Origin of the sequence: Ruminococcus sp. NATIVEDY161, assembly GCF_045819895.1 — a bacterium.
In the GTDB taxonomy this organism is placed as follows: domain Bacteria; phylum Bacillota; class Clostridia; order Oscillospirales; family Acutalibacteraceae; genus Ruminococcoides.
Map to the genome: position 1 here is coordinate 657,748 of NZ_CP162392.1, position 13,091 is coordinate 670,838.

A 13,091-nucleotide genomic window follows, 5' to 3' on the forward strand; every position below is an offset into this window, starting at 1 on the left:
GGAGGAGAATATGGATTTTGACAGACAAGAAGCGTTAAGAGTATGCCACATCTATTATAGAAACAAGGGATATTCAGAAGAACATTGTCAAACTTGGCTTGACCATCAGGATGACCAAACGCTGAAAAACGCCTATTATTGTATATTAAAGGAGCAGAAAAATGCTGAAAGAAAAGGATTTAGTGTTTTATAGAGATTGGCTTCCGCTGAAAAAAGGAGAGTTCCGCATTATGGCTATGCTTGCGGACAAAGGAAAATTCAGCGGAAATCTCTCTGACCTGTGCCGATACTTTTTCGTAAGCCCACAGACCAAAAACAGAAACAGCCTTGTTGAGCAGATAAACGCATTGGAGCAGAACGGTTATATTACAACCCAGCACACTGGACGCACATACACGCTGACAGCAATTCCAAAAGCAGAGAAGATAATAATTGCGCGTGAGCACTACGAGCGTATCAGGACGCGTAGCAGAACGTCAGACGGCGAATCTGTGGCGTGGGAATGTGTCTTAAAAGTATATTTGTGGATTTGGGAAAATGATTATGATACAATCATCACAAATGATATGATTGAATATGACACAAACCTTTCTGCTGGCGTGATATGTTCCGCAAAAAATGTTCTTGAAAAAGAGTTTGGATGTATTCACAGGAAGGTTATTTCAAAGCTAATGCCAAACGGCGAGATACACGCCAAAGGGCAGAATTTAGGAGCGTCAGCCTTTTGGGACATTGAATAAAAAGCGTTATTTTTTCCTAACAGTATTTACTGTATACTTATGTTTAGGCAAAAATAACGCTTTTATTATTTTTGTCAAATCCTATTAATCGTTTTTTATGTTTTTTCAAACTATATTGTAAGGAAAGTGGACGCAAGCGTCCACTTCTTCGGGAAAGGCAAAGCCTTTCCCGCTATCAATAAGAAAGAAGGTGAATAAAATAACAGATAAAATAAAAGACCTTCCCAATGAGGAATGGCGAGAAATCAAAGGCTACAGCGGCAAATATCTTGTCAGTAATAAAGGACGTATAAAGAGCCTTAAACACCGCAACGCAAAACTATTGACCGCTTTTGCTAATAACAAAGGTTATTCAAGAGTGGCACTATGTAAAGACGGTTAGCCTAAATATCTTTTAGTCAGCAGGTTAGTGGCGGAGGCTTTTTGCGAAAACTCAGACCCAGAGAACGCAAACACGGTAGACCACATTGACGGCAACACACTAAACAATCACGCCGATAATTTACGCTGGCTATCGTTTGCGGATAATATGAAAGAATATTCTAAAAGAAAGCGAGGACAGAAAAATGGTAATAAATGATAATATTCCAGAGTATTACGACACTATGTATTTGGACGGTTTCGAGCCTTGGTAGATTTATGAAGCGTTCCACAGAACCGTCAGAAATCAAATCAATGAACAGCCTGAAAATTACACAGTAAATATCAATATGAATGTGAGTGAAAAATAATGAAAAAGACGACCAATGACGACAAAGAGAAAAAGAAGAAAAAGCGTTAGAACGAATTGGAGAGTTTCATATTTTCAATGATGGAAAAGAGTATGAAGCAGGCTCTAAATGAAGCCCTTGACGATATATTAAAGGACTGGAAATAACAAAAACGGAGGAAACACGGCATTTCGTGTTCCTCCGTTTTTTTCGTTTTACGGTTTTTAATTTGCCTTGCCGCTGTCAGCCGCAAAAATCGTTCTCTGAAATCAAAACGCTATTCCAAAAGAGAAAGAGCCACGCCAAAACACAGTAGAGCAACGAAAAACTATTCTTCCCATAATACAGCCCCACCCTTGCGGCTTGCCGCTGTTCAGAAAAACATTTGTTTTCGGCGGCAACTTTTCAGCGGCAAATATTCCGCTGAAAACCGCCAAAAACCTATGTAAAGCGTTCAGGAAAATCAATCAGCCTTTTCGCTGACACCCTCCCCTTTTTCATAGGCAATCAAATCCGCTGGCTGGCAATCCAAAAGCTCGCAGAGCGTTTCTAAATTATCCCACGCCACGCCTTTTTTTCTGCGTAGCTTTTGGATTGTTGATTCGCTCAATAACTTTTCAGTGCGTAGCTTATAAGTAGTATATCCTTTTTGTTTCAATGTTCGTAATACATCAATTTTATATACAAGTGGCAAAATAAATCCTCCTTTCCCACTGTAATCATTATAGCACCACACCTACACGAATACAAGTGTACAGATTGAATGAAATTATGCTCTAACATTCGTGCAGAATGTCAATTGACTATGGGCGAGATATAGTGTATAATAAAGACAATGAAAGTGAGAGCGGACACACGAACAAACGGCTCGTTATTCTGTAAATGCGATAAGCTGTAAGGGCATAAGACAGCGGAAATCAGACAGCTCACTAAATGAACTACAAGGAGATTATAACAATGACAAGAAACGAAATGATGAACCTTATTGAAACAATGAACAACTATGATGAACTTGCCGCAAAGGTCAAGGCAAAGGCGGACGCAATCCGCACCAGCATTAAAGAGGAAATGGAGCGGCAAGCCGTGGAAGAACTCACTTGCGGTCAGTATATTATACGCTACACCAGCGTAATTTCTAACCGCTTTGACAGCACCACATTCAAACGCCTTTATTCCGACCTCTACAAAGACTTTACAAAGCCTGTCAACAGCAGACGCTTCACAGTAAGTTGCTGACATATAAAAGCCCTCTGCGGACAATCTAAAATCCGCAGAGGGAGAAAGGACAGTATTATGATTTACGGATATGCCAGATGTAGCACAAATGAGAGCAAACAAGATATTCAGCGCCAGACCAGAGAGCTCAAAGCCGCAGGAGCGCAAAAGATATTCCTTGAATACGAGCACGGCGACAGCGCAATAAAAGAGCAGTTATCTACACTGTTGGAAACAGCGAAGGCTGGCGACACCATCATCACGCTGGAGGTTTCACGCCTTGCCAGAAGCACCAAGCAACTGTGCGACATCATTGATACTGTCAAAGAAAAGTGCTTGCGGCTGTCCATTGTCGGCAGTATTTGCGTGGATTGTTCAAGCGGACAAATCGACCCAATGACAAACGCTTTTATACAAATCAGCGGCGTATTCGCAGAACTGGAACTGCGTATTATACGCGACAGAGTGCGTTCAGGTATGGCAAACGCCAGAGCAAAAGGGCGTAAAATCGGCAGACCGCAAATAACCGCAGATGATATTCCAGCGTCCTTCCTGCGACACTACCCAGCATATAAGGCTGGCAAAATGAATTTGTCAGAGCTGGCGAGAATTTGCGCTTTAAGCAGAACAACGGTTTATAAGTATATTGGGCTGTTGGAGGGATAGAAAATGAGAATGACAAATGCCACGCTCAAACTTCATTTTCTTAAGGCATTTTTTCACCGCAACTACAAGCATCAACATATTTATGATAAATTTTTCCGCATTTCGGACATTTCCATTCAATATCAGAGGGCTCGCTTTCTTCGCTTTCAAGAGAATTATTTTCGGTGTTATAAACATCTTTCGGCTCAGTGTTTTCAATTAATTGACCGAATCCATAAACAAGTAGGGATAACACATATCCAAAAAACAGACTGAAAAGTAGTATTAACAAGAAAAACCCAAAATGAAAATGATATGATGACCATTCTGGGTCTTTTCCAAACAAGAACGCCATAATAAAAGATAAAACAACATTAATCACAAATAAAATTATGGCAATAATTTTAATTTTTTTTGAAGGGTTATTAAACATATTATTATCTCCTTTTCTTAATCAAAACAACTAAAGTTCATTTAAAAAATTTGTTCTGCTTCTGTTCATGCTCCTTTAAAATAAAAAATGTGTAGCCCCAAACGGAACTACACACCCAAAACGCATAGCCCCATTTGCTACCACACAAACTTCTTGACTATTCACCAACAGTCAAAGACCACCAAGAGGGAGCGTCTGCGTTTTTGACATAGCAAAACGCAGACTTTGCCTTATGGTAAAAAAGTCATAGTAATTCAATATTCAAGAAGTAGGTGTGGTATAATTATTTTATCATAGCAATATCTGTTTTTCAATCCCTTATACAAAAAATCCCCTCTTTTTTTCTGTCTTTTGGTATGCTATAATGAAAAAAGCGAGGGGAGCGTTTACTAATGGCACTTAAAACAGACGAAAACGGCAATGTAATACTTAAAGAAGGTCGCGGAAAGAAAGATAACCAAAAGCTGAAACCATATCTTGTCATGCGTTATCTTTTACAAAAATCAGATGAATCGCATGCTGTTCGCGTTTCTGAAATCATCCAATATCTTAAAGGAATCGGCATTTATGCTGAACGGCGCTCCATTTACAGCGACATTGAGCAAATCAATATAACAATGCTAATGGCAGAAAAAGATTTGTTTATAGAAGAAGCAGTTGAAGAATTGGAACAATACGGCGATGAAAGCCGCTACATCATTTACAATCCGAATAAGAAAGGCTATTATGTGCGCGAACGACGTTTTGAGCTTGAAGAAATCCGCCTTGCCGCTGAAAGCATTTATGCTTCAAAGTTTCTGACACAAAGGGAAACCGACACACTTATTGACTTGATTTGTGGTTTTGTCAGCGAACATCAAGCCAAGCAAATCAAGCACGATGTTCTTCTGACCGACAGAGTAAAAACCAATAACGAATACACTTTTAGAAATGTGTCAACCATCAACGCCGCTATGAGCAGAATAATTGACGGAGAGAAGCACAATCCCGAAAAAATCAGCTTCAAATATCTGAAATATACCATCAGCGACATCAAGCAGCAAGCGGAGCGCAGACAAGGCGCAAGGTATTTTGTCAGCCCTTATGCGCTGCTGCTGAATGACGGCAACTATTATCTTTTGGCTTTTGATGATAAATCACAGAAAATCCGCACCTATCGCGTGGACAGAATGCGAGATATACGCTTTACCAATCAGCCAAGAGAGGGCGCAGAAGCCTTTCGCGCAATTGACATAAAATCATACACACAGCGCGTTTTTTCAATGTACAGCGGCAAGCAGGAGCGCATAACAATTCGCTTTATCAATCCGCTTCTGGACACTGTGATTGACCGATTTGGCACAAGCGGCGTAAAGTATTATAAAGCGGACGATAAACATTTTAATGTTGTGGTTAATGTTGAAATCAGCGACCAGTTTTTTGGATGGATTTGCGGTTTTAGCAACAAAGCAAAGATAATCGATCCACTGAAAGTTAAAGAACAGTTTACAGAATACATCGAAAAAATCAAAAAGCTCTATTAAATAACGCAGCGGCAACCTTAACAAATTGCCGCTGTGTTCTTTTGGCTTGCCGCTGTCGCGGTAATTAAAGATTATTCAGATTTTGCTTTAGCACATCTACGCCAGTTTCGGACACAGCTAAATAATAAAGCTGCGTAATGTGAATATTCCCATGCCCCATTTGATTACAGAGCAAATGCGTCGGCGTGTTCTGTTCAGCCATAAGCGTACCGTAAGTATGCCTAAGATAATGATACTTAGTCACTGCCTTCAAAACAAGCAATCAGTAAAATTCTCGATAAACAGTGCATTTTTCATCGAAATGTGCTATAATAAGTGCAAGAAAATAATCAAGAGCAATAAAAAAGCTTGCACTTAAGTTAGAGGACAGTATGTATAAGTTCCATAGAAATCAACAAATGAGTTTTACAGATTTCAATCAGCCCGCAGGGATGCAGATGGATCCTGAGAACCGCTGGGTAAAGAAGGCTGCGAGTATACCGTGGTACGACATCGAGATAAAATATGCCGCGCTGTTTCCGAGCGAGACCGGTATGCCGGCAAAACCTTTACAAACAGCTCTCGGGTCGCTGATGATCCAGAAGAAATATGATTATTCCGACCGTGAGCTTGTCGAGCAAATCAAGGAGAATGCCTACTACCAATACTTTATCGGACTTCCGGGATATTCTTATGAAGCGCCTTTTGCGCCGTCACTTTTGGTAGAGTTTCGCAAACGTCTGACAGATGACATCCTTGAAGACATCAACGAAATGATGATCCAATTCAATCTGCCTGAAAACAATGAAGACGATGATTCGGATAACAACAGTCACTCCGATGGCGGCGAGGATGCTGAAAGCAAAGAGAATGAGAAATCCGAAGCAGACAACAAAGGCACATTGATTCTTGACGCTACCTGTGCTCCTCAGAACATCTCTTACCCGCAGGACATCAATCTGCTGAACGAGGCAAGAGAAAATCTTGAATCCATCATAGACGATATCTGCTATACCTACAATTTTTACAAGCCAAGGATGTATCGCAAAAACGCGAGAAAAGATTATCTGAATTTGGCGAAATGCAAAAAGCGTACCAAGAAAAAGATCCGCAAGGCGATCAAGCAGCAGCTTCAGTATATTCGTCGAGACCTCGGCTATATCGATATGTTTGTATTAGCCAACGGAGTAGTTCTTACCGAAAAGCAAGCCAAGCGGTTAACGGTCATCAAAGAGCTGTATGAACAGCAAAAGTACATGTATGACAACAATGTTCACAGCGTCAAAGACCGCATCGTCAGTATTTCTCAGCCGTATATCCGACCCATCGTGCGCGGCAAAGCAAAAGCTCCGGTAGAATTCGGTGCAAAGCTGGATATGAGCATTGATGAAAACGGATTCGCACGGTTAGAGAGATTATCCTTTGACGCTTACAATGAAGCGGATGTGCTCATCTCGGCAATAGAGAGATACCGCAAGCGAACCGGACGCTATCCCGAAAGGGTGCTGGTCGATCAGATATACCGCAATCGGAACAACAGAGCTTTCTGCAAGAGCAAGGGTATCCGTATATCCGGTCCGGCTTTGGGGCGTCCAAAAAAAGAACCGACGCCGGAGGAACGCAAAACTGCATACAGTGATAACACGGATCGTATCGAAGTCGAGCGAGGCTTCAGCCTCGCAAAGAGATGCTGCGGCTTGGGACTCATCAGAACGAAGCTCGATACAACGACCCGTTGTTCCATTGCGCTTTCCCTACTGGTATTGAACCTCGAAAAATTAGCAAGAGGTTCTTTGCGCCGATTTTTGGGATTCCTGTACGACGTAATATCAATGCTGCTGAAGCTGAAAAATAACCTCATATCCGTTTCGTGCGGTTAATGAGCAGAGACTACTTAAAATTGATACCCAAGCGGCTTTTGATTTCACGCGACGGATATTTGAAAGAATTGACTGTTTGTATTGTGCCGTCAGGCAAACAATTTACCAATTCGCAGCTTGAAATCATAGAACCATCCAAATCTTCAATAAACCGCTGTTTTTGCGCTCTTACAGCGGCAAACTTTTCAGCGTCCTCCAGTGCCTTTTGCCTTTTGGCTTTTAAGTGCTCCAAAATCTTATCACAAAGATAAATCGTCCTTTTGGCATTGCGCGTTTTCGGATTTACCAGCTTTATAAGGCTGTTTTGATACTGCTGCTGTCTGTCAATATAAATCGTTCCTGCCTCCAAATCGACATTCGCCCATTTCAAGCCGAAGGTTTCATTGATACGCAAGCCGCAATATCTGCCGAGAAGATAAGCGGTTTCGGCGTTTGTTCCCTCAAAATATTTATCCAAAAGCGCCAACTCTACCTGACTGAAAGTGATAATATCAGTATCATCATCAACACGCAAATTTGGCATGTGTATTTTTGTGGACTTATTAACGCACAGCTTATTATAGGTATCTACATCAAGATAATTGCGCGAATACGCTTGACCGAAAATCAGATAAAAGACTTTCAAAAAGGATTCTACATAGCGGAAGGAATATTCCTGTTCATAGTAAAGTTCGGAGAGATAATCGTTTATTTCTGCTACGGATATATCGTCAACAAAACGACTTCCCCACTTTATGGAAAAATGGTTTTTCCAAAGAGAATCCTGTTTTTTAAGCGTTTGGTACGCCTTGCCTGCGCAGCTCTCTTTCCGATATTCCTCGAAAACCTCTTTGACTGTTCTTCTGAGAATCTTGTGCTGTCGCTGTCGCTCTGTCCTTGCCGCTGTCATAGCGGCTTCTCTTGCTTTGATTGCGTCCTTTTTTGTTTTAAGCTTGTTTCCGAAAGCGTCAGTGGACTTTTTACGATTGATAGTAATGCCATCAACAACCATTACAAAACGATATTCCCAAAGCCCATTACTCTTTTGGATTACACCCACATCATTCAGTTTTGCCATTTTTAGCACCTACTTTCTTGTACTAAAACTGTACAAATCTTATTAAATAGATGTTTTGAGATGTACAAGACTTGTACCAGAATTGTACCAAAGATGTTAAAAAGACGTATTGACTTTGCTTTCTTTTGGCTTTATAATGTAGATAAACACTAAAGAAAGGATAATATCTCTTTAGTTTCCGAGCCTACAACAAGGAGTGAGCGCAGCGAACGACTTGTACGAGATGGCTAAGGACGAGGCAAGACACGGCGCAGGCTTTAAGGGCTTATTAAAGAGATATTTTGGTAAGTAAAAAGCCGCATAAAATCTGAGCTTTTAAGGAGTAGGAGAAATCCTGCTCCTTTTACTTTTAAACGCAAAAAGACAGCCGCAAGGGCTGTCACTACGATGTATCTTATTGGTTTTATTGTAGGGGCAAGGCTTGCCCTTGCCCCTACGGTTACTAACAAATGTTTCCGGTTAATTAATTAAACTCTAAACTCTCAACTCTCAACTCTTAACTCTAATTTACTCCTGCGCTTTTTTGTAGAACGGCTCAATTCCCTTGACCGCGTTCTTTGCAAACTCCATTGAGTAGGGCATCATCGAGAGCTGGAACTGCTCGTCGATAAAGGGCTGGGCGATGTCGGAGATATCCTTGAATGTCTGCTCCATATCGCCGTAAAAATCAACTACGATAAAGTAGCTGAGCTGGCCGTCCTGCTCAACAAGTCTGAGGTAAGCGGCGTTTACGTTCGGCTCGGTCGAAAAATGGTTGATTAGCGCCGCCATCAAATCAATCGGGTACTCCTTGGGCTCACCGACCTTGACCTCGCCGCCCTTGAGCATATTCTGCTCGTGGCGCATATAGTCGCGCTGCTGCTTGATTGAGTTAACCATATTTTTCGGGAAGGTAACGCTCTTGCCGAAGGGGTTGATGACAAAGCCGAGGACGTTCGCCTTGGGGTCCATCACCATAGCCGCAAGGCTGTCAAAATCGGTTACAACCTTTGTCGCCTTTTCGTTGCCGTTCCACTTAAACAGCTCGTCGGTATCGGAAAACGCTCCGAAGAAACGCTCATTTTTGTTGTTCTCGAGAAGTCTGAACTGCACCTGAGTCGCGTTGCTCATAACGGTTCTGCCGTTTTCGGTGCGAGCCTGCGGAATTTGCTTCATCATCGCAGGCAGGATAAACTTTGCGTTGACAACCTTGTTAATCATCGCGTTGATGTTCTCGGGATTGCCGTCCGCCTGCATTTTTTCAATCGCCTCGAGAAGCTCGGGGTTTTTTATTTGCTCAGCAGGTACCTCGCTGTTTTCCATCTTCATATTATGTAATTCGCTCATTTTATTTTCCTCCGATTTGTGCTTAGGGCAATACCGCACAATTCAGGTGTGCGGATTGCAATTTAAGATTTTTCGTCAGAGTGCTCAAATAAATTGAGGTAAGGCTGACGCCTTGCCGAGATTTTTTGGGCAGTCTGGCGGAATAATATTCAAGCAAGGCGTGCACCGCGAATTGTGCGGTGTTGCCTTAATACTGTACTTTATATACCTTATCAGGCTCAACCTTAAGTCCGTTGCTCTCGGGATATTGAACACTGTCGATTCGCTCGCCGTCGTTAAAGATAATCAGCGGACTGTCCCAATCCTTGTCAAAGGTGTAGCTGTATTTGCCGTCGGCTTCCTTGGTCATGGGCTTGCCCGGCCACGGAGCGTTCTCAACAACGTTTTTGTCGTAGGCGTAAACGTTAATTTCGTCGCGCCACTCGGCAGGCTTTTCAAAGTAAATCTTTGTGCCGTTAGCCACCTTATAGGTCTCGCGGAAGGTGATTTCGATACGCTCGTAGGTGGGCGTTCCCTTTTCGTTTTCGGCTGTCAGCTCAATTTTGGCAACGTTGCCTTTTTCGGGCTTATTGACAGTGATTTTGTCGCCGTTTTTGAATTCCTTTGCCTCGGCGCCGTCTACCGAATATTTACCTGTCTCGGCGTTTTCGAGCTTCAAGGTTATTTCGGTCGAGGTCTTGTCGGTCGTAAAAACAGTATTGTCCGCAACGCCGACGTTCGCGCACGGAGCGTACTCGGTGTAGCCGTCGTTGTAGAGTACTACTACCGAATTTGCCGGAATTGCATTTTCACTGCTGAGCTTGCCGCCCTTGACGGTGTACTCGGTTTTGTTGTCCACGCGGTCGGTGTATGTGCCGTCGGGCAGGTTAATCTCAAAATCTGTTTTGAGCTCGCCTGTGGTGTTTACGATTACCGCGCCCTTTTTGCCGCGCTCGATGATGATTGCAGATGAATCGTCGTTCGGGTTAACAAGAGTCTCGTCCTCGCCAATCATCGCGGTGCGGAAGAAGTTGACAGCCTTTACCCTGTTGTCCTTGTAAATATCGTCGCCCTGAGCGCCGATACGGTTCATTCCCCATTCGTTTTCAGCGCTGCTCATATACGGACGTGCAAAGAACAGCGGAGTGCCGTCCTTGCGCGCGGTGATAATCGCCCAGCCGAGAGCGATTTGGTCGTTTGTGAGCTGCATTGAAGTGCCATCATTAATGTAGTTGTCGTGCGACTCAACCCATGTTACAACCTTGGGCTCAGCGTCGCCTATCCAGTAGTCCTGAACGCCTGAAACATCCACAAAACTGCTCGTTAAATCTCCGCGGATTTTTCCGCCGTAGGAGCTTGAGGTTGTTCTGCCGATTGCGCTGATGTAGTCGGTAAGGCGGTCTTTATCGCCCTGAAGAACCTCGCCGTAGATGAACATTTTATCGGCGTTTTTAATGTCCTTTGTAACTCGCTCCCAGAAGTTGTTTGTAAAACCGTCGTCCTCCTTGGGGTCGTCGGGAAGTCCGATATGCTTTGCGGTGTCATAGCGGAAGCCGTCCGCTCCGCAGTCGATACAGTCGTTGATAAATTCGAGGAAATAATCCTGGAACGACGGACGTTCGGTGTTGATGTCGGGGAGTCCGCCCATTTTGTATGTAGTGCACTCGAGCCTGTCGCCCCAGTTCTTGATATCGTTGGCACTGCCCTTGTGGAACAGGGTGTCGGTGCTGCCGCCGCCCGCCTTGATTAAATCGGGAGAAATCGCATCAAGCTTTGGCGTGGTGTGGTTGGCGATAACGTCAACAAGAATTTTAATGTTGTATTTGTCGGCTTCCTCGCAAAGAGCCTTGAACTCGTCGCGCGTACCGAGCTGATAGTTGCCGATTTTGAAGTCGGTGGGCTGGTAGTGGTAGTACCACTTGCCGTCGCCGTAAAGCTCCATTCCGCCGTCGTCGCCCTCTAAGCAAGTGTTAATCGGAGAGGTCTGAACCGAGGTATAGCCTGCCGCCGCGATGTCGGGCAGAGATTTTTTGATGGTGTTAAAGTCCCAGCTGAACGCCTGCAAAATCGCGCCTTCCTCAATCTTGTCGGCGTTTTTGAAGCCGCTGCTGTCTTTTGACTGAGCACTGTTTTGAGCGTTGTTACAGCCTGCAAGCGCGACTGAACCGCTGAGCATTAAGCCCGATAAAGCAATAGCTATAATTCTTTTATGCAATTAAAATCACCGCTTTCATTTTAAGTTATTTTATATCTTATTTATTATAACATAAATAGCGGCGTAATAAAATAGTTTTTTATAATTTTTGAACAGGAAATTATTATTCTTTTTCAGAATTATAGAAACCTTCACCCATAATTGAATTGGCTGTCGTCACCACGACAAAGGCGTTTTTGTCGATTATTTTAACGCCCTTTGTGATTTTTACAACCTGATTGGGACGTGCGGCGCACATTAAAACGCGCTTTTGACTTCCCGTGTACGCGCCTGAGCCGTCGAGGACGGTCACTCCCCTGCCGAGCTTGTCAAGAATTTCACGGCTTATCAGCTCAAACTCGTCCGAGATTATAAATATCAGCTTGCCGTTTCCGCGCGATGTGCCGTAGGTCACGGCGTCAATCACCCTGACGCTGACGAAAATTGTAATTCCTGCGTACAGAGCGCTCTCGATATTTCCGTAAACCAAGGCGGCAAGGAGCAAAACAACCGCGTCGGCAATTAAAATCAGCCTGCCTGTCGAGATGTGCGGAAGGCGTTTGTTGATATTGAGCGCGATGATGTCCGTTCCGCCCGTTGAGCCGCCCCTGCTGAAAATCAGCCCGAGACCTAAGCCTGAGACTGCTCCGCCGAAGATTGAGGCGAGCATTACGCTGCCGCTGTAGTACGGCAAAACCGCTTGAAAAATGTCGATAAAGACCGACACAAGCGCAGTACCGATTACGGTTTTGAGCAGAAAATTCCTTCCGTTGTCAAAATACGCCCAGACAAAAAGCGGAATGTTCATAACAAAAATCATCGCGCCTATCGGCAGACCGAAAAGGAAGTTGAGCATTGTGGCAATTCCTGTAAGTCCGCCGGGCGCGATGTTGTTTTTTGAAGTAAAAACCGCCACTGACGCGCCGTAAACCGACGCGCCGAGGGCGATGATGATATAATCGGTTATTGAGTTTTTGAAAAGCCTGTCGAGCCTGTGCATTATATCACTTCTTGTCGGTAGTATGTATAATGACAGAAAAAAGCTCGTCGATGCGCTCCTTTTCGCCGTTGATATAGAGGTAGCCGAACAGGCATTCAAGTCCGGTCGCGCTGTGATAATCGGCAACCGAGCCGTTTTTCGGCGTGCATTTGGGAGCGGCGTTACGGCCGCGCTTATACACGGCAAGCTCCTTTTCACTTAACATCGGCATTAAAAGCTCGCTGAACTGCGCCTGAGCCTTGCAATTTACCATAGCCACCTTTTGGCGGTTGAGCTCGCCTGCCGGGCGGTTGGCACGGTTCACAAGCGCCTCGCGCACGAGCAAATCGTAAACTCCGTCGCCCAAAAACGCAAGGGTCAGCGGAGAATATCCGTCTGCTTTAGTATGTGTAGTTTGGTTCATAATATTC

At 43.9% G+C, this 13,091-nt stretch carries 16 protein-coding genes; 8 read left to right on the forward strand and 8 right to left on the reverse strand.

Translation table 11 applies throughout. The features are described from left to right. Positions 1 to 10 precede the first annotated feature (10 nt). The 4 genes from AB1I50_RS03155 (at position 11) to AB1I50_RS03170 (ending at position 1,320) form a co-directional block, all read left to right on the forward strand. On the forward strand, positions 11 to 193 hold the full coding sequence (locus tag AB1I50_RS03155) for a hypothetical protein (RefSeq protein WP_407724757.1): 183 nt from the start codon (positions 11 to 13) through the stop codon (positions 191 to 193). Then, positions 162 to 740 (forward strand): winged helix DNA-binding protein, encoded by a 579-nt coding sequence (locus AB1I50_RS03160; RefSeq protein WP_407724758.1) that lies wholly within the window; start codon positions 162 to 164, stop codon positions 738 to 740. The genes AB1I50_RS03155 and AB1I50_RS03160 overlap by 32 nt, the downstream gene beginning before the upstream one ends. Before the next feature lie 190 nt (positions 741 to 930). Further along, positions 931 to 1,122: an NUMOD4 domain-containing protein gene (locus AB1I50_RS03165; protein ID WP_407724759.1), complete on the forward strand. Its 192-nt coding sequence runs from the start codon at positions 931 to 933 to the stop codon at positions 1,120 to 1,122. A gap of 27 nt (positions 1,123 to 1,149) precedes the next feature. Continuing rightward, positions 1,150 to 1,320, forward strand: coding sequence for an HNH endonuclease (locus AB1I50_RS03170; RefSeq protein ID WP_407724760.1), 171 nt, complete (start codon positions 1,150 to 1,152; stop codon positions 1,318 to 1,320). Positions 1,321 to 1,913: 593 nt separating this feature from the next. Here AB1I50_RS03170 and AB1I50_RS03175 read toward each other — a convergent pair. Then, positions 1,914 to 2,144, reverse strand: coding sequence for a helix-turn-helix domain-containing protein (locus AB1I50_RS03175; RefSeq protein WP_407724761.1), 231 nt, complete (start codon positions 2,142 to 2,144; stop codon positions 1,914 to 1,916). Positions 2,145 to 2,407: 263 nt separating this feature from the next. On the opposite strand from AB1I50_RS03175, the gene AB1I50_RS03180 reads away from it, so the two are divergent. Continuing rightward, positions 2,408 to 2,686, forward strand: coding sequence for a hypothetical protein (locus AB1I50_RS03180; protein WP_407724762.1), 279 nt, complete (start codon positions 2,408 to 2,410; stop codon positions 2,684 to 2,686). A 57-nt stretch (positions 2,687 to 2,743) separates the two neighbouring features. Continuing rightward, the gene (locus AB1I50_RS03185; protein ID WP_407724763.1) at positions 2,744 to 3,331 is read left to right on the forward strand and encodes a recombinase family protein; all 588 of its coding nucleotides are present in this window, start codon (positions 2,744 to 2,746) and stop codon (positions 3,329 to 3,331) included. Positions 3,332 to 3,371: 40 nt separating this feature from the next. Here the strand turns inward: AB1I50_RS03185 and AB1I50_RS03190 are convergent, their stop codons facing one another. Beyond that, positions 3,372 to 3,743, reverse strand: a complete 372-nt coding sequence (locus tag AB1I50_RS03190) for a hypothetical protein (protein ID WP_407724764.1) — start codon at positions 3,741 to 3,743, stop codon at positions 3,372 to 3,374. A gap of 392 nt (positions 3,744 to 4,135) precedes the next feature. On the opposite strand from AB1I50_RS03190, the gene AB1I50_RS03195 reads away from it, so the two are divergent. Beyond that, a complete protein-coding gene (locus tag AB1I50_RS03195; protein ID WP_407724765.1) occupies positions 4,136 to 5,266 on the forward strand; it encodes a helix-turn-helix transcriptional regulator in 1,131 nt (376 codons plus the stop codon). Positions 5,267 to 5,330: 64 nt separating this feature from the next. On the opposite strand, the gene AB1I50_RS03200 is transcribed toward AB1I50_RS03195, so the two are convergent. Further along, a complete protein-coding gene (locus tag AB1I50_RS03200; protein ID WP_407724766.1) occupies positions 5,331 to 5,510 on the reverse strand; it encodes a tyrosine-type recombinase/integrase in 180 nt (59 codons plus the stop codon). A gap of 127 nt (positions 5,511 to 5,637) precedes the next feature. Here AB1I50_RS03200 and AB1I50_RS03205 point away from each other — a divergent pair, with 127 nt between their 5' ends. Next, a complete protein-coding gene (locus AB1I50_RS03205) occupies positions 5,638 to 7,125 on the forward strand; it encodes an IS5 family transposase (RefSeq protein WP_407723075.1) in 1,488 nt (495 codons plus the stop codon). Positions 7,126 to 7,135: 10 nt separating this feature from the next. On the opposite strand, the gene AB1I50_RS03210 is transcribed toward AB1I50_RS03205, so the two are convergent. The 5 genes from AB1I50_RS03210 to AB1I50_RS03230 form a co-directional block, all read right to left on the reverse strand. Further along, entirely contained in the window at positions 7,136 to 8,182 is a 1,047-nt protein-coding gene (locus tag AB1I50_RS03210) for a tyrosine-type recombinase/integrase (protein WP_407724767.1), read from the reverse strand. Between the two features lie 507 nt (positions 8,183 to 8,689). Further along, on the reverse strand, positions 8,690 to 9,508 hold the full coding sequence (locus tag AB1I50_RS03215) for an enhanced serine sensitivity protein SseB (protein ID WP_407724768.1): 819 nt from the start codon (positions 9,506 to 9,508) through the stop codon (positions 8,690 to 8,692). Positions 9,509 to 9,695: 187 nt separating this feature from the next. Continuing rightward, positions 9,696 to 11,702 (reverse strand): alpha-amylase family glycosyl hydrolase, encoded by a 2,007-nt coding sequence (locus AB1I50_RS03220; RefSeq protein ID WP_407724769.1) that lies wholly within the window; start codon positions 11,700 to 11,702, stop codon positions 9,696 to 9,698. Between the two features lie 103 nt (positions 11,703 to 11,805). After that, positions 11,806 to 12,681 carry a YitT family protein gene (locus AB1I50_RS03225; protein WP_407724770.1) on the reverse strand — a complete coding sequence of 292 codons (876 nt, stop codon included), beginning with the start codon at positions 12,679 to 12,681 and terminating at the stop codon, positions 11,806 to 11,808. 4 nt (positions 12,682 to 12,685) lie between these two features. Continuing rightward, entirely contained in the window at positions 12,686 to 13,084 is a 399-nt protein-coding gene (locus tag AB1I50_RS03230) for a Mini-ribonuclease 3 (RefSeq protein WP_407724771.1), read from the reverse strand. Between the last annotated feature and the right edge of the window lie 7 nt (positions 13,085 to 13,091).